Genomic DNA, 22956 nt, shown 5'->3' on the forward strand with positions numbered 1-22956 from the left:
GCATGCCTTTACCCGTCATCTCCACCTACCGACTGCAGCTGCGTGGTGAATCCAGCGGGTTCGCGTTCACCTTCGCCGACGCGGAAAACCTGCTCGACTACCTGAACGACCTCGGGGTGTCGCACCTGTATTTGTCCCCGATTATGACCGCGACCGCGGGGTCGAGCCACGGCTACGACGTCACCGACCCTACGACGGTGTCGCCCGAGATCGGCGGCAAAGAAGGGCTGGCGCGACTGTCGGCGGCGGCGCGAGCGCGTGGCATGGGCCTGATCGTGGACATCGTGCCCAACCATGTGGGCATCGGCCAGCCCAGCCAGAACCCCTGGTGGTGGGACGTCCTTCAGAACGGCCGCTCTTCGCCCTACGCAACGTATTTCGACATCGACTGGGACCTCGACGACGACGGCCGCATCGTGCTGCCGGTGCTGGGCTCCGACGACGACGCCGCAGGCCTCACCGTGGACGGGGACCTGTTGCGCCTGGGCGATCTGGCGTTCCCGATCGCGCCCGGCACCGCGGGGGGCACCGGCCCCGAGGTGCACGACCGCCAGCACTACCGGCTGGTGGGCTGGCGCAACGGCGTCTGCGGCTACCGCCGGTTCTTCTCGATCACCTCGCTTGCGGGGCTGCGCCAGGAGGACCGCGTCGTCTTCGATGCCACACACGCCGAAGTCGGGCGGTGGTTCACCGAGGGGCTCGTCGACGGCATTCGCATCGACCACCCCGACGGCCTGTCCGACCCGTGCGGGTACCTGGCATGGTTGCGCGAGCTGACCGGCCCGGAGGCCTGGATCGTGATCGAGAAGATCCTGGCCGTCGACGAGGCGCTTGAGCCGACCCTGCCCATCGGCGGCACCACCGGCTACGACGTGTTGCGCGAAACCGGTGGCGTCCTGGTGGATCCGATGGGCGCCCCGACGCTGACCGCGCTGGTGGAGTCGGCCGGGGTGGACTACCAGGCGATGCCGGACATGCTGGTGGATCTCAAGCTCCGTGCGGCCACTGACACATTGGCCAGTGAGCTGCGCCGGCTGCGCCGTAGCATCGTGGCCGCCGCCGGCGCCGACGACCCGCAGCTGCCCGACGCGGTGGCCGCGCTGCTCACCCATATCGGGGTGTACCGCTGCGACTATCCCGGCCTGGTCGCGCTGCTGCCCACCGCGCTGGCCGAAACCCAGGCGGCCGCACCGGAGTTGGGGCCCGCACTGCAGGTGCTGGCCACGGCGCTGGCCCGCGGCGGCGAGCCGGCCACCCGGCTGCAGCAGCTGTGCGGCGCCGTCACCGCCAAGGCCGTCGAGGACTGCTTGTTCTACCGTGACGCCCGGCTGGTTTCGCTGAACGAGGTGGGCGGTGAACCGCACCGCTTCGGTGTCGGTGCGGCCGAATTCCATCACAGCGCCGCCACCCGGGCCCGGTTGTGGCCGCAGACCATGACCACGCTGACCACCCATGACACCAAGCGCGGCGAGGACGTGCGGGCCCGGATTTCGGTGCTGTCCCAGGTGCCGTCGCTGTGGACCGAGTTCCTCGCGCGCTGGGAGATCGCCGCGCCCTCCCCCGATCCGGCGACCGGACAGTTCCTGTGGCAGAACATCTTCGGCGTGTGGCCGGTCAACGGCGAGGTCACCGACGCGCTGCGGGACCGGCTGCACGCCTACACCGAGAAGGCCATCCGGGAAGCGTCCTGGCACACCTCGTGGAACGACCCGGACGCCGACTTCGAGGACGCGGTGCACCGGTGGCTGGACACCGTGCTCGACGGCCCGGTGGCCGGCCAGCTGACCGAGCTTGTCGCCCAACTCAATCCGCATGCCGCCAGTGACGCGCTGGCCCAGAAGCTGCTGGCGCTGACCGTGCCCGGGATCCCGGACGTGTATCAGGGCACCGAGCTCTGGGACGACAGCCTGGTCGACCCGGACAACCGCCGGGCCGTCGACTACGCCGCCCGGCGCGCCGCCCTGCAGGCGTTGGAGCACCCGAAAATCCGGGTCGTCACCACCGCACTTCGCGTGCGCCGCAACCAGCCCGACGCCTTCCTGCACGGCGACTACGTTCCGGTGCTGGCCAACGGCGACGCCGCCGATCACGTGCTGGCCTTCCGCCGGGGCGAGGACATCGTGGTGGCCGTGACCCGGTGGACCGTGCGGCTGACCGAAACGGGCTGGGGTAACACGGTTTTGCCACTCCCGGACGGAACCTGGAAGGACGCGCTCACCGGGGTGATCGCCGACGGCCCGACGTCGGCCGCCCAATTGTTCGCCGATCTGCCGGTTGTTCTGCTGGAGCGCCACCATGACTGAATTCCGGGTCTGGGCGCCCACACCCGCGCGGGTTCGGCTCGACGTCGACGGCCAGACGCACGCCATGACGCGCTCGGGCGACGGTTGGTGGCATGCCAGCGTGGACACCGCGCCCGCCGCCCGCTACGGCTACCTGCTCGACGACGACCCCACCGTGCTGCCCGACCCACGGTCGGCCCGCCAGCCCGAGGGGGTGCACGCCCGCTCGCAGTTGTGGGATCCGGCCGCCGCCAAGTGGACCGACAGCGGGTGGGGCGGCCGCGCGGTCGAGGGTGCGGTGATCTACGAGCTGCACCTGGGCACGTTCACCGAGGCCGGCACGTTCGACGCGGCCATCGAAAAGCTGGACTATCTGGTCGATCTCGGCGTGGACTTCGTCGAGCTGATGCCGGTGAATTCCTTTGCCGGCACTCATGGTTGGGGATACGACGGCGTGCTGTGGTACAGCGTGCACGAACCCTACGGCGGCCCCGACGGGCTGGTCCGCTTCGTCGACGCCTGCCACGCCAAGGGTTTGGGGGTGCTGATCGACGCGGTCTTCAACCACCTCGGCCCGTCGGGCAACTACCTGCCGCGGTACGGCCCCTACCTGTCGTCGGCCAGCAACCCGTGGGGCGAGGGTATCAACATCGCCGACGCCGATTCCGACGAGGTGCGCCGCTACATCATCGGGTGTGCGCTGCGCTGGATGCGCGATTTTCATGCCGACGGCCTTCGGTTGGACGCGGTGCACGCGCTGGTGGACACCACCGCGATCCACATCCTCGAGGAGCTCGCCACCGAAACGGACTGGCTGGCACATCAATTGGGCCGCCCGCTGTCGCTGATCGCCGAGAGCGACCTGAACGACCCGCGGCTGATCACCGCGCGCGATCGGGGCGGCTACGGCCTGACCGGGCAATGGGCCGACGACATCCATCACGCCATCCACACCGCGGTGTCCGGCGAGCGCCAGGGCTACTACGGCGACTTCGGCAGCCTCGCCACCCTGGCGCAGACGCTGGGCCGCGGGTACTTCCACGCCGCCACCTATTCGTCGTTCCGGCGCCGCCGCCACGGGCGGCCGCTGGACACCAGCGAGAAGTCGGGCATCCCGGCCACCCGGCTGGTCGCCTACACCTGCACGCACGATCAGGTCGGCAATCGCGCCCTGGGAGACCGCCCGTCGCAGAACCTGACCGGCGGCCAGCTGGCCATCAAGGCCGCGCTCGCGCTCGGATCTCCCTACACCACCATGCTTTTCATGGGTGAGGAGTACGGGGCCTCGACCCCGTTCCAGTTCTTCAGCTCGCACCCCGAACCGGAGCTGGCGCGGGCGACGGCCGAAGGACGCAAGGCCGAGTTCGCCGAACACGGCTGGGACGCCGACGAGATCCCCGACCCGCAGGACCCCCAGACGTTCGCGCGCTCCAAACTGGCCTGGGCCGAGGTCGACACCGGCGAGCACGCCCGGCTGCTCGGCCTGTATCGCGACCTGATCGCCTTGCGGCGCAACCACCCCGACATGGCCGATCCCTGGCTGGAACACCTCGCGGTCGAATTCGACGAGGACGAACGCTGGATCAGCATGTCACGTGGCCGGTTGCGCATCGTGTGCAACCTCGGCGCCGAGCAGGTTAGGGTCCCCCTCACCGGCGAGGTGGTGCTGGCCTGGGACGAGCCGGACGTCGATGCCGACGGCACTGTGCTACAAGGCCATTCGTTCGCCATCCTGTCGGTCTGAGCGGCCTGTGGATAACTGAATAGCGGCACGGCGGGCGCACCCCCGATGATGCCGCCATGAGTCAATCTGAATTCGGTCCCCCGCTAAGGCGGATTTGTCTGCGCAAGCCGAGCCGCCGCGCCACCAATCCGGCGTCGGGCCGCCGCACCGTGCGTCACGACATGCCGCCGTATCCCAGCGTCGAGCAATTGTGGAGCGGCCCCGGGCCCGGCGCCGGTGACGACCAGGAGGGCGCTTGAGCCGCGGCTAGACGGTGGCCCGCCCGGCCGGATGCACCGCCCGGGCGACCGCGTCGGCGAGTGGATCGATCTCGTCGGGAGTCACGTCGGAGATCGTGATGCGGATGCCCGGCGGCGTGTTCATCCGGAACCGGCTGCCCGGGGCCGCCGCCCAGCCCCCGCCGAGCAGCCGCGATACCGCGACCGTCTCGTCGGGAACCGGCACCCACACGTTGAGCCCGGAGCGGCCGTGAGCCGGTAGACCGCGTTCGGTCAGGGCGCCGCAGAGCCGTTGGCGGCTGTCGGCGTAGTGCCGCTCGGCCGTCGCGACCAGCTCCCCGGCCGCCTGGTCGGACCACAGGGCGACGGCGAGCCGCTGCAGGAAGTGGCTCACCCAGCCCGGCCCGAGCCGCAACCGGCCGTGCACGCGCTCAATCGTGCGGTGGTCCCCGGCCAGCACGGCCACCCGCAGGTCGGGGCCGTACGCCTTGGATGCCGAGCGGACGAACGCCCAGTGCGCGGTGCAGCCGGCCAGGGTGTGCAGCGGTGCCCCGGAGATGCCCGCGCAGTGGTCGTCTTCGACCAGCAGCAGATCCTCGGCCCGCCGCGCCAACAGCGGACGCAGCGACTCGGCGCGATGCGCCGAAAGCGCAGCGCCAGTGGGGTTTTGGGCGCGGTTGGTGAGCACCAGCGCACGCACCCCACTGCCCAGCGCCCGGGCCAGGTCGTCGGCCAGCGGGCCTTCGTCGTCGACCCGCACCGGTTCGGCCGAAAGCCCCAGTGCGGCAAAGAGATCGAGGAGGTTGGCCCAGCCCGGATCCTCGACGGCGACACGATCACCGGGGCGCAGATGCGCGGTGAGCGCGCGCTCGATGCCGTCCAGCGCGCCGCTGGTCACGGCCAGGTGATCGGCGGGGATCCCGTCCGCGAGCAGCGCACGGCGGGCGAATTCCTCCAGCGCCGGCGAGACGGCCGGCTCGCCGTACAGCACGGGAGGGCCGGCACCCGGGCCGGCCAGCGAGGCGCCGGCGATGGGCAACAGGTCCGGGTGCGGGTTGCCGGTCGACAGGTCGCGCACGCCCGCGGGCACGTCGAGGCCGAGCAGCGAGCGCGGGGTGGTCGCCGGGCGATGACGCACGCGGGTGCCGCGCCGGCCGGCGGTCTCGACGGCCCCGCGATGCCGCAGCAGGCGGTAGGCCGCGGCGGCGGTGTTCGCGTTCACGCCGAGCCGGGTGGCCAGCTCGCGCACCGGCGGGAGCGCATCGCCGGGAGCCAGGGAGCCGGCCGAGATCGCCGCTTCGATGCTGGCGGCTATGGATTCCGCCCCGGATCCGGTTATGCTGTTTTGTACTGGCACGCAATCCATTATGTACTAGAACAAACTAGAGGGCAATCTTGTGGACACCGCATACCAGCCGACGGCACGCACCACCCCGACCCGCTACCGGGAGCGCGCCCGCTACGAGCGCAGCGCCATTCGCGACATCCTCGACGAGGCGCTGATCTGCCACCTGGGCTACTCGAGCGCCGGTCGGGACGGTGGTCTTGCCCACGACACATGCCCGGCTCGACGAAACGCTCTACCTGCACGGTTCGACGGGCGGCGGCCCATTGCTGGCGGCCAGGGCGGCCCAGGCGTCCGGGTCGGGCCTGCCGGTCTGCGTCACCGTCACCCTGGTCGACGGGCTGGTGCTGGCCCGGTCGGCGATGCACCACTCGGTGAACTTCCGCTCGGTGGTCGCGGTGGGCGACGCCCGCGTCGTCGACGATCCGGCGGAGAAGTCGCGCGCGCTGAGCTGCCTGCTCGACCACATCGCGCCGGGGCGCGCCGCCGACTGCAGGGCGCCCGATGCCCGCGAGCTCGCCGCGACCGGGGTGCTCGCGCTCGACCTCGTCGAGGTGTCGGCGAAGGTGCGCAGCGGTCCCCCGGCCGACGATCCGCAGGACCTTCCGCTGCCTCACTGGGCGGGCGTGGTGCCGCTGAGCCTCACGGCCGGAACGCCGGTGCCCGCCGACGACCTCGACCCCGGGGTCGCGCTGCCGCGCTACCTGGGGGCTAGCTACTTCGACCTGAAAAACGGTTGATGGTCTGAGGGCGCTCGAGCTGACGGCCGAGGCTGGTCGATCGGGCTGCTGGTCTGCGCTGTTCATGCGGCCAGGGCGCTGATCTTGACCAGGTTGTGGGCGAAGACTCCGTGTCCGCACCAGGTTCGAGCTCCCGTCAGGGTGGTCAACTCGGTGCGGTTCCAACCGTAGCTGCGTTTGAGGTGGTTGATCCGGCCTTCACATCCGGTTCGCCATTTGATCTTGGTGCGGAATGCTCTTCGGTGTTCGAACTCCCGGCGGGTGGCACTGGGCTTATTGGCACGCGGGATCGCGACGCGGCGAACCCCGAGGTCGTGCAGTTCGGTTTCCACCGACGCGTATCCATAGCCGCGATCAGCAGTCACCGCTGTTGGTGCACCACCGGTGCGTTCTGTTATGCGTGCGATGGCCGGCACCAATTGCGGTGCATCAGCAGGGTTTCCGGTCTCGACGGTGTGGTCGAGGATGACCCCGTCGGCGTTGTCTACGACCTGGGCTTTGTAACCGAACTCCACCGGCTTACCGAGCCGACCCTTGCGGATGGGGCGGGCATCGACGTCATGGAAACTGACCATCCGGGTCGCTGAATCAGGCATCACTCCGGCCAGCCGGCTGCGGGTCTGAGCCACCACTAGAGCGGTGCGTTGCAACAGCGTATCGAGGTCATTGATCGCTCGGCGCAATTGGCCGCAACGCCGACCGGTCGCGGTGGGCAGACTCCGTCGGGCGTTGCGCAGCACCGCCTGGGCATCACGCACCGTCGATTCGGCGATACCGGCCAGATCCCCGGTAATCCGCAGCACCGCAGCCTGGCCCTCCTCGCGCGCCGCTGCACCGCGCAGACGCAGCTTGGCCGCGATCGAACGGGCCCGCTGCCCCCGCGGAGCGACTGCGGTCGCGCACCCGGGTGCGCGTCGCTCCGCCGGCGGCTTGAATACGCGTGATCGTGCCAGCGATGCTGCCCACGGCCTTGGCCAACAAACCCGAGTCGGTCGGATAGGCCACCGCCGCTGGCACCACGGTGGTATCCGCACGGACCTTGTCGGTTCGCAGCAATTTGCGCTCGGTGGCTTTGGCCAACAGCGCATCGTTGAGCCCGGCCACCGCAGCATCGCCGCACCGGCGGGTCAGCTTCATCAACGTGGTCGGATGCGGGACCCGTGTGCCGAACGGGATTCGGCAAAACCGTTGCCAGGAAATCGAATCACCCACCTCACGACACAGCGACTCATAACCCAGCCCGTAACGGAACTTCAGGAACATCATCCGCAGATAGGTCTCCATCGGTACCGACGGACGCCCCATTCGTGCGTCGAAAAACGACACGAAAGGCGCGAAGAACGCTGGGTCGTCGAGCAGCCTGTCCACCCGCGCCAATTCGTCGGGCAACACCAGCAGCTCCGACGGCAGTATCGCGTCCCACAACGACGGCTGGTCGTTTAAAGTTCTCAGCACGATGGCCTCGATCCCTTCTTGCCCAAGGGTTCGAGGCCATCATCTCGTCAAACAACGGCCACTTCAGCCACCGCCACACCCCGACTTTTTCAGGTCGAAGTAGCTAGAGCAGCAGGTATCGGTAGGCCGGCGAGCCCGGTTTGAGGCTCTCGACGTGCAACTCCGTCGCACGCATCCGGGCCAGCAGGCCGTCCAGGTCGGCCGACGACCCCAGCTGGATGCCGACCAGCGCCTCACCGGTCTCCCGGTTGTTGCGCTTGACGTACTCGAACAGGGTGATGTCGTCGTCCGGCCCGAGCACCGTGTCGAGGAAGCGGCGCAGCGCGCCGGGTTCCTGCGGAAAGTCCACCAGGAAGTAATGCTTGAGGCCGAGGTGGACCAGCGAGCGCTCGAGCACCTCGCCGTAGCGCGACACGTCGTTGTTGCCGCCCGAAATCAGGCACACCACAGTGGATCCCGGCTCGATGTCGGCGTCCAGCAACCCGGTGACGGACAGCGCACCCGCGGGCTCGGCGATGATGCCCTCGTTCTGATACAGCCCGAGCATCGAGGTGCACACCGCTCCCTCGTCGACCGCGGTGATCGACACCATGTCGCCGGCGGCCGCCAGCGCGGCGTAGGTCAGGTCGCCCGCCCGGCGCACCGCGGCACCGTCGACGAACTGGTCGACGTGGTCCAGCGTCACCGGCTCGCCGGCGGACAGCGCGGCCATCATCGCCGCGGCGCCGGCCGGCTCGACGCCCAGCACCGAGGTGTTGTCGGTGCGCTCGGCGAGATAGGTGGTGATGCCGGCGATGCAGCCGCCGCCGCCCACCGGGACGACCACCAGGTCCGGCTCGTTGTCGAGCTGATCGAGCAGTTCGACGCCGATGGTGCCCTGGCCCGCCATGGTGCGCAGATCGTCATAGGGCGGCACCAGGGTGGCGCCGGTGCTCTGCACGTCGGCCAGCGCCGCCTCGGCGGCGAGGTCGTAGGTGGTGCCGCCCACGATCAGGTCGATGAAGTCGCCGCCGTGATAGCGGATCCGGTCGCGCTTCTGCATGGGCGTCTTGGCCGGCACATAGACGCGGCCGTGCACCTGCAACATCCGGCACGCGTAGGCGAAACCCTGCGCGTGGTTGCCCGCCGAGGAGCACACCACGCCCGCGGCCAGCTCCGCCTCGGACAGCTGGACCAGCAGGTTGTAGGCGCCGCGCAGCTTGTAGGAGCGCACGATCTGCAGGTCCTCGCGCTTGAGGTAGACCTGCGCGCCGGTGAGCGCCGATAACCGATCGCTGAACTGCAGCGGGGTCGGCGCGACCACCGCGGCGATCCGCTTGGCCGCGCTGTCGATGTCAGCCGCGGATAACGGCGAGACGCTCGGGCTCTGGCTCAATTCGGCGGACACTGATTAATGGTGCCACGACGGCCGACCAACTCCGGAATTCAGCCGACCGGGGTCAGCACGAACACCGGGATCTGGCGGTCGGTCTTGGTCTGATACTCGGCGTAGTCCGGCCACGCCTGCACGGCACGCTCCCACCAGGTGGCCTTCTCATCGTCGAAGACCTCCCGGGCCTCGTAATCGCGGGTCACCGAGCCGTCCTGCAGCTCGACGCGGGGGTTCTTCTTGATGTTGTGGTACCAGACCGGGTGCTTCGGCGCCCCGCCCAGTGAGGCGACGACCGCGTACTGGCCGTCGTGCTCGACCCTCATCAGCGGTGTCTTGCGCAGTTTGCCGGTCTTCGCGCCGACCGTGGTCAGCAGAATGATCGGCTTGCCCTTCATGTCGGCGGCCTCGGCTCCCCCCGACTCGGCGTATTTGTCGGCTTGCTCGCGAGACCAATCCAATGGGCTCGGCAGGTACTCCCCTTTTAGCGGCATGGCCTCAACTCTAGGCGCGGTTTTCGCGGTCCGGCGAGGCCTGTGATAAGGGTGCCGCCCCGGTGAGGTAGTGGGCGAGCACCGGGCGCAGCCATTCGGTCAGCGTCGCGTCGTCCATCGCGGCCAGCGCGGGCATCCCGACGACGTTGCGCGCCATGGCGATTCCCAACACCTGCGATCCCACCATCGCGGTCCGCTCGGCGGCGCGGTCGGGCGTGACGGAGGCCAGGGCCGGCGTCACCTTCTCGACGAACACCTCCAGCAGCGCGTCGGCGGCCGTGCGGTTGGTGGCCGCCGCGCGCAGCAGCGGCAGAAACGACCCGGCCGGATCCCACACCCGGATGAGCAACGGCACCAGCACGTCGGCGATGCGGTCCGGGGCGACGCCGGTGAGGTCCGGGAAGGTGATGTCGAGCCGCGAGACCGCGGCGAACAGGTCGGCCTTGTTGCCGAAGTAGTGCATGACGAGCGCGGGATCGACGCCGGCCTCGGCCGCAATCGAACGGATGGTGGTCCGCTCGAAGCCGTGCGTAGAGAACAGGGTCCGCGCCGCACCGAGGATCGTCGCGCGGGTGACTTTGCCGTCGCGGGTGGGCATGCCGAAATTCTAGTTCAACAACTGTTGACATCGCCAACAACCGAGCTTAGGTTGATTTCAACAGTTGTTGAACCGGTTGGCCGAGGAGGCCGGACATGACCGTGACCGTCATCCAGATCGGGCTCGATCCTGACGTGATCGATTACTCGTCACCCGAGTTCGCCCAGTTCGCGGGCCTGTCGAGGGAGGTGCTGCGGGCCGCCAACGACGACAACGTGGCGGGTCTGCGTGCCGCCGGCTACCAGGTCGACAACTGCCTGATCGACTTTGGCACCGCCGGCGCCGAGAAGGCCGGCGAGTGGCTGCGCGCCAAGCGCTACGACGCCGTGCTGATCGGCGCCGGGATTCGCCTGGTCGTCGGCAACACCCTGCTGTTCGAGTCGATCGTCAACATCGCGCACATCACCCAGCCCGGCTGCCGCTTCGTCTTCAACCAGGCAGCGCAATCCACCCCCGGCGACATCCGTCGCTGGTACCCGCAACCGGAAGGAGCGGTCCGATGAGTACAACTACCGTTCGCGAGGTCGACGTCCTGGTGGTCGGGGCCGGCCCCACCGGCCTTACCGCCGCGGGTGACCTGGCCCGCGCCGGACGGTCGGTCACGGTGTTGGAGCGCTGGCCCGCCGAAAACCCGACCAGCCGCGCGTTCGCCGTCATGCCCCGGACGCTGGAGGTCCTCGACGCGCGCGACGCTGCCGACGAGCTGCTCGCGGTCGGGCAGCGCGGGCCGGACGTGACCCTGTTCGCCAGGGCCCGCCTCGACCTGACCCGCCTCAATTCGGCCTACCCGTTCGTCCTGATCACCCCGCAGACCAACGTCGACGCGGCACTGCGCCGCTACGCGGTGGCCGAGGGGGCCGACATCCGGCGCGGCGTCGAGGTGGTCGCGCTCGAGCAGGACGCCGCGGGCGTCACCGTCACCGCCCGCCCCAAGGGCGACGGCGATCCCGCACACCGGCAGACGTGGCGGGCGCGGTACGTGCTCGGCGCCGACGGGGCGCACAGCACGGTCCGCACGCTGCTGGGCGTCGAGTTCCCCGGCAAGATGGTGCTGACCTCGCTCATGCTGGCCGACGTCAAGCTGGCCCACGGCCCGTCGCGCGGCGGGCTGGTGGTGAACACCACCGGTGACGTGTTGGGGTTCTTGGCCCCCTACAACCGCCACGACGGGGACGGCTCGTGGTACCGGGCCCTGGTCTGGGACCGCGACCACCAGCTGCCCGACAGCGCGCCCGTCGACGACGCCGAGATCATCGACGTCCTGGCCCGCGCCATGCGAACCGACTTCGGCGTGATCGAGATCGGCTGGAAGTCCCGATTCCATTGCGACGAAAGGCAAGTCGCGCAGTACCGGCACGGACGCGTGTTCCTGGCCGGCGACGCCGCGCACGTGCACTCACCGATGGGCGGCCAGGGCATGAACACCGGCATTCAGGACGCCGCGAACCTGGCCTGGAAGCTCGACGCGGCGCTCGGCGGCGCCGCCGACGCCCTGCTGGACACCTACCAGGACGAACGCCACCCGATCGGCAAGCGGGTGCTCTTGCAGTCCGGGATGATCGCCCGGGGCGCGACGCTGCACCGGCGGCCCGCGATATGGCTACGTAACCTGTTGGCGCCCAACCTGCTTCGGATACCCGCGGTGCAGGACTTCGTGGCCGGCAGTTTCGCGGGCACGACGTTGCGGTACGGCCGGCGCGGACCGGTGGGCACCCGCGCCGCCGCGATACCCCTCGTCGAGGGACGGTTGGCCCACTTGCAGCGCGGCGGCGGCTTCGTCTTCATCCGCGAATACGGTGCCGCCCCGGTCGCGACACCCGGGATGCTGCAGGCCGAACGCGCCGACCGCGGGCCGGCCGTGCTGGTGCGTCCCGACGGCTACATCGCGTGGGCCGGTGCGTCGGCCCAGGCGCCGGACCGGATCACGAACATGGCCGCGGCAACTACCGTGCACGCGCGGTGATTTCGTTCTAGCCCGCGTTACCGGGTTGGACGAACGCCCGGAGATGACGGCGGGTCTGGTGGTCTTCCGCGCCGGGCTCGCCGTCGCTGTGCCGGCCCCGCGTGTAATCCCCTTGCCACGGCACCTTCTCGTTACCGGCGCCGCCCGCCGCCTCCTGCTCGCGGCCCAGTGCGCCGCGTGAACCGAGGAAGTGTTCGTGCTTGCGGCGCAGTTCCTCGTCGGATTCGATGGGCCGAAGTTCGGGGGCGAACTCCTCCAGCTCGGCCCGGCGTTGCGGCACGATCATGCAGATCGGCTCGCCGACCTCGAATCGCACCGGCATGAACTCGCGGGTGAACTTCCAGTTCATGCTGAAACTCGAACTGGACCAATCGGTTTCGACGATGCCTTCCAACGGGGAGACGGCGTCCTTCGGGTAGTTGGCCGGCCCGCGGGCCAGGAGGTTGTAGCCCGGCGGGGTGCGAAACAGGATCGGCAGGTGCCAGGTCAAGATGCCGTAGCCGAAGTGGCTCGACGGCAGGAACTGGCCGCTCTCGCGGGTGTCGGGAGCGATCATCAGGTTCGTGCGGTCGTTGCCGCCCATCCACGTCGCCGTGAACGCGCTGCGGTTGCGCACCTCCCAGCCGCTTTGGTTCGCGATCAGCATCGGCAGGCACCGGTGCGGCCACCCTTGCCGTATCTCCGACATCCACTCCCGGCCGATCGGCGCGGGGCTGATCGGGGGGGCGATCTCATGGGTGACGTACCCGATCAGTGGGCGGGACTGCCCACTGGACTTCTCACTCATCAAATCCTCGCTTCACCGGCCCTATCGAACACCGTCGACCATCACCGACGTCGCCAACGCACTATCGCGACCAAACGTTAACGGTCCGTGAACCGCAGCGCGCGCCAAGGACCGGCGATCAGCGCGTTCTGGCCAGCTCGGCGATGGTATTCACCCGCCGGACCGCGGTGGCGATCTCGTCGGCGAACTCGCGGCGCCGCCGGGCGATGTTCAGGTCATCGAAGCCGTCCACGAGTTCCCGATGCCGCACCAGCCGCAGCGCCGTCTTGAACAGTTCCATCGACCTCGACTCGGCGCTGGCGATCCTGCGCTGCAGCTCCCACTGCTTGCCCACTTCCAGGCACTCGGCAAGAAACGCGTCCTCGTCGAACGATTCGTCCTCGTAGGCGGCCAGCCGGTCCGCGACGACGTGGTAGGCGTCCAGGAACGGGCGCAGCACCAGGTGCGCCAGCAGCACGTCGGCCTTTTCCAGCAGGCCCCGCACGTCGGCCACGCCGGCCGCCTTGCTGGTGTCCTCCACCCGCCCGATCAGGCGCACCTCGTCGGCAAGTTCCTTCTCGAACTGCGCGCGCGCCGAGAACAAGAACTCGAATTTCAGCAACTCACGCAGGCGTAACGCCTCATCGCGCACAGCCGTGGGGTGTACCAGGGCGTCCACCGACTCCTCGGCGTTTTCCGCGGCGGCCAGCAATGCCGTCTCGGCGATCGCACGGTCGACCACGATGTGGATCGCCGCGTTGCGGTAGAACGCGGCGACCAGGTGCTGCTCCGCGCCGATACCCCAGACCGGTTCCGTGCCCGCGTCGTAGACGCTGACGACGCCGGAGGCGACCAATTGCTGCAGGGTCCAGCGGATGGTCGAGCGGTTCGTCAGATCGGCGGCCCCGGCGACAGCCCAGTTGTGCGCGGCGATGTAGCTCGCCAGCGGCCGCACCGTGGCCAATACCTCGCTGATGGACAGCGAGCGGTCGGCCCCCAACAGGGCAAGGCTGACCACCGCGGTCGGGGTGACCGGCGTCGCGCGATTTATCCGGTGCTCGACGTCCAACGCGATGCGCTCGATTTCGGTGCCTGTGCCGGACTCCTCGGCGCGCAGCTCCTCGAGGCGCTTGCGCAGCGGCAACGGTTCACCGAAGTCCAGGTAGGCGCGGCCGAGCCGCTCACCCTGCTGGCGTGCCAGCCGGATCAGGAAGCGAAAGTCTTCCGGCCGCTTCGTCGCACCATAGGCCTCGGTGGTCATGGCTTCCACCTCGTGCAGCTGGTCGTAGACGATCGACGTCGGCACCAAATACACTTCGGGGCCATCGATTTCGTCGACCGCGTCGGCGATGTAGCGCAGGATTCCGAACACCGGGGGACGCAGCTTGCCGGTCCTGGTCCGGCCCCCCTCGATGGACCAGGTCAGGTTGGCGTGGTTTTGCACCAGCTGCGCGGCGTAGGCGCGCAGCACGAAGCGGTAGACCGGAATGTCCTTGGTCTGCCGACGGATGAAGATGGTCCCGGTGCGCTTGGCCCAGACGCCCATCGGGAAGAAGTTCAGGTTGGCGCCGCCGAAGGTGAGCGCGGGTGAGAGCCGGTTGGCCTGGATCACCTCGGGCAGCAGTAGGCCGTCCAGGTAGGAGCGATGGGAAAAGGAAAACGCCAGCGTGGCTTTGCGATCCAGCTTGCGCAGCGCAGCGATCTGGTCCTCGTCGGTCAGCACATCATAGGCGCGCATCAGCCAGCAACTGAAGCTGCGCCAGGCCTTCACCGCTTGCTGGTCCAGCGAGGGCGCCATCTCGCGCAGATAACAGGCGGCCTCGGCGCGCACGCTCTCCGGGTCGCGGCCCAGGTCGTGGGCCAGCTTGTCCAGCCGCTGCGCATACCATGGCGCGCCCAGCAATTCGACGACCTCGGCCGGGTCGGTCGACAGCGGCGATGTCGATTCGGTGACCAGACCAGTGCGCTGCAACAACTTTCGCACTCCCACCCGGCCGATCTCCCGGGCGGTCCCCGCCGGTCCCCCGCTCATGCCGGCTGCACCGTGGCGGCTTCGGCGGGCTCGTGCACCTCCGGATGCGGTTCGGGTGCGTAGAGCTCTTCGATCTCGGCGGCGTACTTCGACATGATCGGCTTGCGTTTGAGCTTCATCGTCAGCGTGATCTCGTCACCGCCGGGTTCCCACAGGTGGGCAGGATGCGGAACCGTTTGATCTGTTCCACCCGGGAGAGTTTGTCGTTGCCCGCGGCCACCCCGGCCGCGACCTGCGCGACGACCTCGGGGTCGGCCGCCAGGGCGGCCGCCGAGGCGTCGGGCAGGCCGCGCTGGACCGCATACGGGCCCACCGAGTCGGCGTCGAAGACCATCAGTGCGGTGTTGTACGGCCGTCCGTCGCCGATGGTGATCATCACCCCGACCATGGGACACGCGGCCAGGATGGCGTTCTCAATGTTGGCCGGGGACATGTTCTTTCCGGCCGCATTGATGATCAGCTCCTTCTTGCGATCCACCACGCGCAGGTAGCCTTCGGCGTCGGCCTCCAGGATGTCGCCGGTGTGCAACCAGCCCTCGGCGTCGATCGCCTCGGCCGTCTTCTCCGGCTCCTTGCGGTAGCCCCTCATCACCAGCGGACCGCGGACCAAGAACTCGCCGTCGTCGGCGATCCGGCCCTCCAGCCCGGGCAGCAGCTTGCCGACCGAACCCAGCCGGGCCTCACGCGGGTGACTCACCGCCGCAACGCAACTCAGCTCCGACATCCCCCACACCTCGGCGATCGGAATCCCGATGCCGGCAAAGAAGGCCAGCGTCTCCCTGGGGATCGGCGCCGCGCCCGAGACCGCCCAGCGCAGTTCGCCGAACCCGAGCCGCTCGCGCAGCCTGCACAGCACCAGCTCGTCGGCCCGGGCCCATTCGGCGGCCAGCTCGTCCGACATCCGGCCACCGGTCAACAGGGCATCGGCGCGCCTGGCGGCCACCGCCATCGCCCACTGCAACGCTTGACGCTTGACCTCGTCGGCCTCGTTGGCGATGGTGAATTCGATTCCCGCCTTGAGCCTTTCCCAGACCCTCGGCACCGCGGCCCACACCGTGGGCCGCACGTCGGGCAGCGCGGCTGCGATGGCCCGCGGATCGTCGACGACGGTGACCTGAGCGCCGAACACCTCCAGGGCGTAGAGCCCCATCACCCGGTCGGCCATGTGCGCCGTCGGGAGATACGAGGTGACCCGGTCACCGAACTCCGAAGGAAGCACGGTGTTGAGCGCCCGGGACTCGAACAGCAGGTTGGCGTGGGTCATCTCCACACCTTTCGGGTTTCCGGTGGTTCCCGAGGTGTAGACGAGCGTCACGATGTCGTCGGGTTGTACTGCGCGCCAGGTCGATTCGAAGTCGAAGTCGTCGTCGGCCGCCGCGTACAGCTGCTCGACCGACAGGGTGCCCGGCGGTGCCCCGTCGATGCAGACGATGTGCTCGATCGGCACCCCGCTGGCGCGGATCCGGTCCACGTACTGCTCCTCGCAGATCGCGACCTTGGTGCCGGCGTTGCCGAACAGGTACGTCAGCTGCTCGGCCGGGAGCGTGTTGTAGACCGAAAACGACGTCGCCCCAAGGTGTTGCGCACCGATTTCGAGCGGATAGAACTCGATCCGGTTGGCCATCATCAGCGACACGGCGTCGCCGCGCCGAATCCCCAACCCCGAAAGGCCGGCGGCGACCTTGCGCACCTGTTCGGCGCACTCGCGCCACGTCATGGTCTGGGTTGCACCGGGTGTGCGTAGCACGACGGCGTCGGGGTCGATCGCGGCGTTGCGCTGAAACGCCGCGCACAAGGTGGCCGGATCCTGGGCTGTCGTCATTTCCGTCCTCCCCGGCGCCGCATCAGCACTGCCCTGGTGAGCCTACGTCCGAGCACAGGGGCAGGAAACATATCCCGTGACTTCACCGGTTCACGCCTGCGCGCGCCAGAGCTGCACCGTGCTCGTCGCGCCGCCGGGCAGCTCCACCAGCTCGATCGGCGTGCCATCGGGGTCGTGGATGAAGAACATCCGCACGCCCCCGATGTCGACGGGCGGGTCGGCCCGCACGCCGGGGTGGTGGCGCGTCACGGTGTCGTAGGCGGCGTCGAGATCGTCGACGCGAAACGACATGTTGGTGTAGCCGAGGTGCGGGCCGCTCGGGCACTCGGGCACCGCACCCAACGACAACAGCTCCACCATCGCCGCCCCGATCAGCCCGCCGATCATGCGGCCCTGCTGGGCGGCGCCGCCGGTGACCGAATCCAGTCCGGCGCCTGCGAGTTCGACGTCGAAGACCACGTCCATGCCCAGCACCGCGGTGTAGAAGGCCAGCGACGCCTCGATGTCGGAGACGCCGATGCAGACATGCGAGAAGTTCTGCACGGCGATGGGGTGCTGCTGGCTCATGTGGGCTCCTTGCCGGGGCTGGGTGGGTGAATGCCACAGGTACAGGCATCAATTGAGGGGCACGTGCAGCGCATCCCCCACTCGATGACGGCACGGGCGCGGGCCAGCGAGTCCATCTGGGCGTCGATCTCGGCGAGTTTGGCCTCGGCCAGCGCGCGGCTGGCCGGGCGCCCGGGGGCGTCGTCGGCGAACAGCAGCTGGATCTCTTCCAACGAGAACCCGGCGGCCTTGCACAGCGCGATCACCTCGAGGCGGGCCAGGATCGAGTCGTCGTAGCGGCGCTGACCGCCCAGCCGCGCCGGCTGCGGCACCAGCCCGATCTGCTCGTAGTAGCGCAACGCCGTCGCGGCCACCCCTGCCTGGCGCGCTACCTCCCCGATCGTCAGGCTCGGCGCCATCGCACCTCCCGGGAATTCGATGGTTGACTTCGAGCCAACTCTAAGTCCTTGACTGATGTTATGGCCATCCCCCAATACGCCGAACTCAGCCGTTCTCGCTACGCCCTGCTGCGATCGTTTCGCCGCGACGGCACGCCCGTAGACACCCCGATCTGGTTCGCGTTCGACGGTGCCGGCCTGCTGTTCCGGACCAAGGTCGGCCCCAAGACCAACCGACTGGCCGCCCGCCACGACGTGGAGCTCGCGGCCTGCGATTACCGGGGCCGGGTGCGCCCCGGCGCGACGACGGTGACCGGCCGCGCCACGGTGCTGTCCGGCGCCGAGGCCGCCCGCGGCAACCGCGTGCTGCACCGCCGCTACGGCTGGCAGTGGAACATCGTCCCGCTGATCAAGGTTCCCGGCATCACCAACGTGCACCAAGGCCTGTGCGCACGCGAGAAGTTGCGGCGCGCCCGCGACCGAGGGGTGTGGCCGGACAGCGTCATCGTGCGGGTGGACCTGCCATGACGCACCCAACGGTGTCCGACCCCGTCCGCTCCCCTGGCTTGCGCCGATGCTGCAGCGCTGCAGCGGGATTGGCGCTCGGGATGGTGCGCCCGAAGCGGCCCGACGAGCGGTTTCTGCGCAGCGTCGTCGACGCGGGACTGCCGGCTCCCGGCCGCACCGTGGCGGTGACCGCGCTGCCCCAGCTGCCACGCCCGGTGCCGACCGCTGCCATCGTCGAGGGCACCTTCGCCCCGGCGCGCGTCGAGAACTCGCTGACCTCGTTCCTCCTCACCCACCCGGAAGCGACGATCATCGTCGACCCCGCGGTCTGCGTCGACGTCGAGCGACGCGCGATCGCGCAGCTGCCCGCCGTGCTGCGGGTCGCGGTCCGCCCGCCGGCCGGCACCATCCCGACCCGCACCGCACTGGACCGGCTCCCCGAGGCGCCACGCCTGGATTTCGCGCTTCCCACCCACGCGCACTGGGACCACGTGTCGGGTCTGCTGGACCTGCCGGGTCTCCCCGTGCACCTACACCGCCGCGAACACGACTGGATCGGTTCCGGCCCCGTCGCTCCCGTCGGCGGCGTGCGCGATTCGCTGCGCGACCGGCCCGTCAACGAATACGACCTGGACGGGCCGCCGGTGTTGACGTTCACCGCCAGCCACGATCTCTTCGGCGACCATTCGGTCGTCCTCGTGGATCTGGCTGGTCACACTCCGGGCAGCGTCGGGGTGCTCGCCCACACCGCGCGTGGCTGGATCCTGATCGCCGGCGACGCCGTCTGGCACCATTTGCAGATCGACAAGGTCCGGCAGAAGGCCAGCTACCCAGGCAATTTGGTGGACGAGGATCGTGAGGAGACGTTCAGGACCCTGCAGCGCCTGCACCTGGTGCGGCACGCGGTGACGATCATCCCGACCCACGACCACCAGGCGGCGTCGCGATTGGCCCGGACGGCGCCGCGAGTGTGAGGCGAGCCGCACAGTCGGACACGAGTGTGCGGCCAGCCGCACAGTCGGCAGTGCCTACCCGCCCAGGCAGCCCGGGCCGAGCAGCGCCTTGAGATCCCCCATCAGCGCCGGCGACGGCGTAACCCGAAGGGAGGCATCCAGTTCCAGCGTGGTGATCCGGTCCCCGCTGATCAGGCGCAGATGCACCTGCGACGTGCCGGGGTGGCGGGCCAGCACCTGCTTGAGCGCGGTCACCTTGTCGATGGTGCACTGCCGCGTCGGTAGGCTGACCGCCAGCGGGCGGTTCGGCTGCGCGTTGGAGAAGTCGGGCACCACAAGCTCGTTGGCGATCAGGGCGACCCGGTCGTCGCGCAGCGACACCTTGGCCTTGATCAGCACCACGACGTCGTCGGCGATGTCGGCCCCGTACACGGAGTACGCCTGTGGGAAGAACATCACCTCGATGCCACCGGTGAGGTCCTCCAATTGGGCTGATGCCCAGGGCATTCCGTTCTTGTTGACCCGACGGTTGACCGAGGCGAGGATGCCACCCACCCGCACCTGGGTGTCGTTGGGCACATCGCCGTCGAGGATGGCCGGAATCTGGGTGTCGACCTGTGCGGTCAGTAGGTGCGCCACCTGGTTGAGCGGATGTCCGGACACGTACAGGCCCAGCATTTCTCGCTCCAGGGCGAGCTTGTGCTTGTCCTCCCACTCGTCGTCGGGCACCTTGATGTTGAACACAGAGTCGGTGAGGCTGCCGTCACTGCCGCCGCCGAACAGGTCGAACTGGCCCATCGCCTCAGCCTTCTTGGTGCCCAGCACCGAGTCGACCGCGTCGGTGTGCACCAGGAACAGGCCCTTTCGGGCGTGACCCAGCGAGTCGAAGGCGCCCGCCTTGATCAACGATTCGGTGACCTTCTTGTTGCAGGCCGCGACGTCGATCTTATTGAGGTAGTCCGAGAAGTCGGTGAACTTGCCCTTGCCGTTGCGGGTGCCGATCAGCGAACCCACCACGTTGGCGCCGACGTTGCGCACCGCGCCCAGCCCGAACCGGATGTCTTGGCCCACCGAGGCGAAGTTCACCAGCGACTCGTTGACGTCCGGGGGCAGCACCGTGATGCCGAGCTTGCGGCAGTCGGCCAGATAGACGGCGGCCTTGTCCTTGTCGTCGCCGACCGACGTCAGCAGGCCGGCCATGTACTCGGCAGGATAGTTGGCTTTCAGGTAGGCCGTCCAATAGGACACCAGGCCGTAGCCCGCCGCGTGCGACTTGTTGAACGCGTACCCGGCGAACGGAAGGATGGTGTCCCACAACGCTTTCACCGCTTTTTCGGAGAAGCCGTTGGTGGTCATGCCTTCATAGAAGCCCTTGTACTCGGCCTCGAGCACCTCGAGCTTCTTCTTGCCCATCGCCTTGCGCAGCGCGTCGGCTTTGCCCATCGTGTAGGAGGCGACCTTCTGGGCGATGAACATGATCTGCTCTTGGTAGACGATCAGGCCGTGCGTCTCGGCCAGGATCTCGCGCAGCGGCTCCTCGAGCTCCGGGTGGATCGGCTTGACCGCCTGACGTCCGTTCTTGCGGTCGGCGTAGTCGTTGTGGGCGTTCATGCCCATCGGGCCGGGGCGGTACAGCGCCAGCACCGCGACGATGTCGTTGAACTCGGTGGGCTGCATGCGGCGCAACAGATCTCGCATCGGACCGCCGTCGAGCTGGAACACGCCCAGGGTGTCGCCACGGCCGAGCAACTCGTAGGTGGGCTTGTCGTCCAGCGGGACCGATTCCAGGTCGAGGTCGATTCCCCTGTTGCTCTTGATGTTTTCCAGGGCGTCGCCGATGATCGTCAGGTTCCGCAGGCCCAGGAAGTCCATCTTCAGCAGGCCGATGGCCTCACACGACGGGTAGTCCCAGCCGGTGATGATGGCGCCGTCCTGGGGCCGCTTCCATAGCGGGATGGCCTCGGTCAGCGGCTCGCTGCTCATGATCACCGCGCACGCGTGCACGCCGGCGTTGCGGATCAGGCCTTCCAGGCCGCGCGCGGTCTGGTAGATGGTGCGCACGTCCGGGTCGGTTTCGATCAGGCCGCGCACCTCGGCGGCCTCCTTGTACCGCTCATGGCCCGGGTCGGTGATGCCCGACAGCGGAATGTCTTTGGCCATGATCGGCGGCGGCAGCGCCTTGGTGATCCGGTCGGCGATCGCGAATCCGGGCTGGCCGTAGTGGATGCGCGCCGAATCCTTCAGCGCCGCTTTGGTTTTAATGGTGCCGAAGGTGATGACCTGGGCCACGCGGTCAGAGCCCCACTTCTCGGCGGCGTAGCGCACCATCTCGCCGCGACGACGGTCGTCGAAGTCGATATCGATGTCTGGTGCCGACGGACGTTCCGGGTTGAGGAACCGCTCGAACAGCAGACCGTGCGGGATCGGGTCGATGTTGGTGATGCCCAGCGCGTAGGCCACCAGCGAGCCCGCCGCCGAGCCACGCCCCGGCCCCACCCGGATGTCGACCGAGCGCGCGTAGTTGATCAGGTCGGCCACGATCAGGAAGTAGGACGGGAAACCCTTGTCGCAGATGACCTTGATCTCATACTCGGCCCGGTCGATGTAGTCCTGCCCGACGCCGGACGGGAAGCGGCGCTGCAGCCCCGCCAACACCTCGTGGTGCAGCCAGGTCGCCTGGTCGTGTCCCTCGGGCACCGGAAAGATCGGCATCCGGTCGCGCGGCGCCCACACCTCGTCGTAGGACTGCACCCGCTCGGCGATCAGCAGGGTGGAGTCGCAGGCGCCGGGAACCTCGTCGTCCCAGATCTGGCGCATGTCGGCGGCCGACTTCAGGTAGTAGCCGTCGCCGTCGAACTTGAACCGGTTGGGGTCCGAGAGGGTCTTTCCGGTCTGCACGCACAGCAGCGCCTCGTGGTTGTGGGCGGCGTCGCGGGTGACGTAGTGGCAGTCGTTGGTGGCCAGCGGCGGGATGCCGAGCTTGCGGCCGATCTCCAGCAGTCCTTCGCGGACCCGCGTCTCGATGGACAGCCCGTGGTCCATCAGCTCCAGGAAGTAGTTGTCGGCGCCGAAGATCTCGCGCCATTTGGCGGCCGACTCCAGCGCCTCGCGCTCATGACCCAGCCGCAGCCGGGTCTGCACCTCACCCGACGGGCAGCCCGTGGTGGCGATGATGCCCTCGGCGTGTTCGGCGATGATCTCGGCGTCCATCCGCGACCACTTGCCGAGCTGGCCCTCGAACGACGCCAGCGAGGACAGCTTGAACAGGTTGCGCAGGCCGGTGGCGTTCTCGGCCACCATCGTCATGTGCGTGTAGGAGCCGCTGCCCGACACGTCGTCGGACTTCTGGCCCGGGTCGCCCCACAGGATCCGCCGGGTGTCGAAGCGCGAGGCCGGGGCGATGTAGGCCTCGACGCCGATGATCGGCTTGATCCCCGCCTTGGTCGCCGCGTTGTAGAACTCGCTGGCGCCGAACATGTTTCCGTGGTCGGTCATCCCGACCGCGGGCATTTGCAGCCGGTCCACCTCGGCCAGCATCGGCGCGATCTTCGCGGCACCGTCCAACATCGAATACTCGGTGTGGTTATGCAGGTGCACGAAGGATGGCTGGTTCATAGGGACGCCAGTCTATGACCGCGGACCGACACGAGTTCGGCGTGTCGCGGCGTGTGTCTGTGTTTATTGGTGGCGACCCGCCGCGCCCGGCTTCGCCGCGCTTGCGATC

The 22956-nt window shown here is 68.7% G+C and carries 16 protein-coding genes and 3 pseudogenes; 8 read left to right on the plus strand and 11 right to left on the minus strand.

Features of this window, described 5'->3' with window-relative positions; genetic code table 11:
- The first annotated feature begins 2 nt into the window (after positions 1-2).
- Genes treY through MTY59_RS23695 form a run of 3 tightly spaced genes read left to right on the plus strand, consistent with a single transcriptional unit; the run spans position 3 to position 4265 of the window.
- Complete coding sequence (treY, locus tag MTY59_RS23685) at positions 3-2303, plus strand: malto-oligosyltrehalose synthase (RefSeq protein ID WP_221043311.1); 2301 nt, start codon at positions 3-5, stop codon at positions 2301-2303.
- On the plus strand, positions 2296-4026 hold the full coding sequence (treZ, locus tag MTY59_RS23690) for a malto-oligosyltrehalose trehalohydrolase (protein ID WP_221043312.1): 1731 nt from the start codon (positions 2296-2298) through the stop codon (positions 4024-4026). The genes treY and treZ overlap by 8 nt, the downstream gene beginning before the upstream one ends.
- 56 nt (positions 4027-4082) lie before the next feature.
- Positions 4083-4265, plus strand: a complete 183-nt coding sequence (locus MTY59_RS23695; RefSeq protein WP_221043313.1) for a hypothetical protein — start codon at positions 4083-4085, stop codon at positions 4263-4265.
- A gap of 7 nt (positions 4266-4272) precedes the next feature.
- On the opposite strand, the gene MTY59_RS23700 is transcribed toward MTY59_RS23695, so the two are convergent.
- On the minus strand, positions 4273-5601 hold the full coding sequence (locus MTY59_RS23700) for an aminotransferase class I/II-fold pyridoxal phosphate-dependent enzyme (protein WP_221043314.1): 1329 nt from the start codon (positions 5599-5601) through the stop codon (positions 4273-4275).
- 40 nt (positions 5602-5641) lie between these two features.
- Here MTY59_RS23700 and MTY59_RS23705 point away from each other — a divergent pair.
- Positions 5642-6329 (plus strand): annotated as a pseudogene (locus MTY59_RS23705) (pyridoxamine 5'-phosphate oxidase family protein).
- A gap of 62 nt (positions 6330-6391) precedes the next feature.
- Here the strand turns inward: MTY59_RS23705 and MTY59_RS23710 are convergent.
- From MTY59_RS23710 to MTY59_RS23725, 4 genes and pseudogenes are all read right to left on the minus strand, one after another.
- Positions 6392-7784 (minus strand): annotated as a pseudogene (locus MTY59_RS23710) (ISNCY family transposase).
- A 103-nt stretch (positions 7785-7887) separates the two neighbouring features.
- A complete protein-coding gene (gene ilvA, locus MTY59_RS23715) occupies positions 7888-9171 on the minus strand; it encodes a threonine ammonia-lyase (protein WP_221043315.1) in 1284 nt (427 codons plus the stop codon).
- Positions 9172-9209: 38 nt separating this feature from the next.
- The gene (locus tag MTY59_RS23720; RefSeq protein WP_221043316.1) at positions 9210-9647 is read right to left on the minus strand and encodes a nitroreductase family deazaflavin-dependent oxidoreductase; all 438 of its coding nucleotides are present in this window, start codon (positions 9645-9647) and stop codon (positions 9210-9212) included.
- Positions 9648-9657: 10 nt separating this feature from the next.
- Positions 9658-10245, minus strand: a complete 588-nt coding sequence (locus MTY59_RS23725; RefSeq protein WP_221043317.1) for a TetR/AcrR family transcriptional regulator — start codon at positions 10243-10245, stop codon at positions 9658-9660.
- A gap of 95 nt (positions 10246-10340) precedes the next feature.
- Here MTY59_RS23725 and MTY59_RS23730 point away from each other — a divergent pair, with 95 nt between their 5' ends.
- Positions 10341-10748 carry a hypothetical protein gene (locus MTY59_RS23730; protein ID WP_221043318.1) on the plus strand — a complete coding sequence of 136 codons (408 nt, stop codon included), beginning with the start codon at positions 10341-10343 and terminating at the stop codon, positions 10746-10748.
- On the plus strand, positions 10745-12208 hold the full coding sequence (locus MTY59_RS23735) for an FAD-dependent oxidoreductase (RefSeq protein ID WP_221043319.1): 1464 nt from the start codon (positions 10745-10747) through the stop codon (positions 12206-12208). Before MTY59_RS23730 ends, MTY59_RS23735 begins: the two co-directional genes overlap by 4 nt.
- Before the next feature lie 7 nt (positions 12209-12215).
- Here MTY59_RS23735 and MTY59_RS23740 read toward each other — a convergent pair whose 3' ends face one another.
- The 5 genes and pseudogenes from MTY59_RS23740 to MTY59_RS23760 form a co-directional block, all read right to left on the minus strand.
- Entirely contained in the window at positions 12216-12995 is a 780-nt protein-coding gene (locus MTY59_RS23740; RefSeq protein ID WP_221043320.1) for a DUF6065 family protein, read from the minus strand.
- A gap of 118 nt (positions 12996-13113) precedes the next feature.
- On the minus strand, positions 13114-15006 hold the full coding sequence (locus MTY59_RS23745; protein WP_221043321.1) for a lysophospholipid acyltransferase: 1893 nt from the start codon (positions 15004-15006) through the stop codon (positions 13114-13116).
- Positions 15003-16828 (minus strand): annotated as a pseudogene (fadD11, locus tag MTY59_RS23750) (fatty acid--CoA ligase FadD11). Before fadD11 ends, MTY59_RS23745 begins: the two are co-directional and overlap by 4 nt.
- A gap of 90 nt (positions 16829-16918) precedes the next feature.
- Positions 16919-17395 (minus strand): VOC family protein, encoded by a 477-nt coding sequence (locus tag MTY59_RS23755; RefSeq protein ID WP_221043322.1) that lies wholly within the window; start codon positions 17393-17395, stop codon positions 16919-16921.
- Positions 17392-17793, minus strand: a complete 402-nt coding sequence (locus MTY59_RS23760) for a helix-turn-helix domain-containing protein (protein WP_221043323.1) — start codon at positions 17791-17793, stop codon at positions 17392-17394. Before MTY59_RS23760 ends, MTY59_RS23755 begins: the two co-directional genes overlap by 4 nt.
- A gap of 60 nt (positions 17794-17853) precedes the next feature.
- Between MTY59_RS23760 and MTY59_RS23765 the strand changes: the two genes are divergently transcribed.
- Positions 17854-18300, plus strand: a complete 447-nt coding sequence (locus MTY59_RS23765; RefSeq protein ID WP_221043324.1) for a PPOX class F420-dependent oxidoreductase — start codon at positions 17854-17856, stop codon at positions 18298-18300.
- An 80-nt stretch (positions 18301-18380) separates the two neighbouring features.
- Positions 18381-19253 carry an MBL fold metallo-hydrolase gene (locus tag MTY59_RS23770; protein WP_250160647.1) on the plus strand — a complete coding sequence of 291 codons (873 nt, stop codon included), beginning with the start codon at positions 18381-18383 and terminating at the stop codon, positions 19251-19253.
- A gap of 54 nt (positions 19254-19307) precedes the next feature.
- Here MTY59_RS23770 and dnaE read toward each other — a convergent pair whose 3' ends face one another.
- Positions 19308-22847 (minus strand): DNA polymerase III subunit alpha, encoded by a 3540-nt coding sequence (gene dnaE, locus MTY59_RS23775; protein ID WP_221043326.1) that lies wholly within the window; start codon positions 22845-22847, stop codon positions 19308-19310.
- Positions 22848-22956 lie beyond the last annotated feature (109 nt).

It is taken from the genome of Mycobacterium senriense (genome assembly GCF_019668465.1).
Classification (GTDB): domain Bacteria; phylum Actinomycetota; class Actinomycetes; order Mycobacteriales; family Mycobacteriaceae; genus Mycobacterium; species Mycobacterium senriense.

Bases quoted from the DNA above. Each gene is read 5' to 3' on its own strand.
- treY (WP_221043311.1), top strand. From the start codon at position 3: ATGCCTTTACCCGTCATCTCCACCTACCGACTGCAGCTGCGTGGTGAA.
- treZ (WP_221043312.1), top strand. From the start codon at position 2,296: ATGACTGAATTCCGGGTCTGGGCGCCCACACCCGCGCGGGTTCGGCTC.
- MTY59_RS23695 (WP_221043313.1), top strand. From the start codon at position 4,083: ATGAGTCAATCTGAATTCGGTCCCCCGCTAAGGCGGATTTGTCTGCGC.
- MTY59_RS23720 (WP_221043316.1), bottom strand. From the start codon at position 9,647: ATGCCGCTAAAAGGGGAGTACCTGCCGAGCCCATTGGATTGGTCTCGC.
- MTY59_RS23725 (WP_221043317.1), bottom strand. From the start codon at position 10,245: ATGCCCACCCGCGACGGCAAAGTCACCCGCGCGACGATCCTCGGTGCG.
- MTY59_RS23730 (WP_221043318.1), top strand. From the start codon at position 10,341: ATGACCGTGACCGTCATCCAGATCGGGCTCGATCCTGACGTGATCGAT.
- MTY59_RS23735 (WP_221043319.1), top strand. From the start codon at position 10,745: ATGAGTACAACTACCGTTCGCGAGGTCGACGTCCTGGTGGTCGGGGCC.
- MTY59_RS23740 (WP_221043320.1), bottom strand. From the start codon at position 12,995: ATGAGTGAGAAGTCCAGTGGGCAGTCCCGCCCACTGATCGGGTACGTC.
- MTY59_RS23745 (WP_221043321.1), bottom strand. From the start codon at position 15,006: ATGAGCGGGGGACCGGCGGGGACCGCCCGGGAGATCGGCCGGGTGGGA.
- MTY59_RS23755 (WP_221043322.1), bottom strand. From the start codon at position 17,395: ATGAGCCAGCAGCACCCCATCGCCGTGCAGAACTTCTCGCATGTCTGC.
- MTY59_RS23760 (WP_221043323.1), bottom strand. From the start codon at position 17,793: ATGGCGCCGAGCCTGACGATCGGGGAGGTAGCGCGCCAGGCAGGGGTG.
- MTY59_RS23765 (WP_221043324.1), top strand. From the start codon at position 17,854: ATGGCCATCCCCCAATACGCCGAACTCAGCCGTTCTCGCTACGCCCTG.
- MTY59_RS23770 (WP_250160647.1), top strand. From the start codon at position 18,381: ATGGTGCGCCCGAAGCGGCCCGACGAGCGGTTTCTGCGCAGCGTCGTC.
- dnaE (WP_221043326.1), bottom strand. From the start codon at position 22,847: ATGAACCAGCCATCCTTCGTGCACCTGCATAACCACACCGAGTATTCG.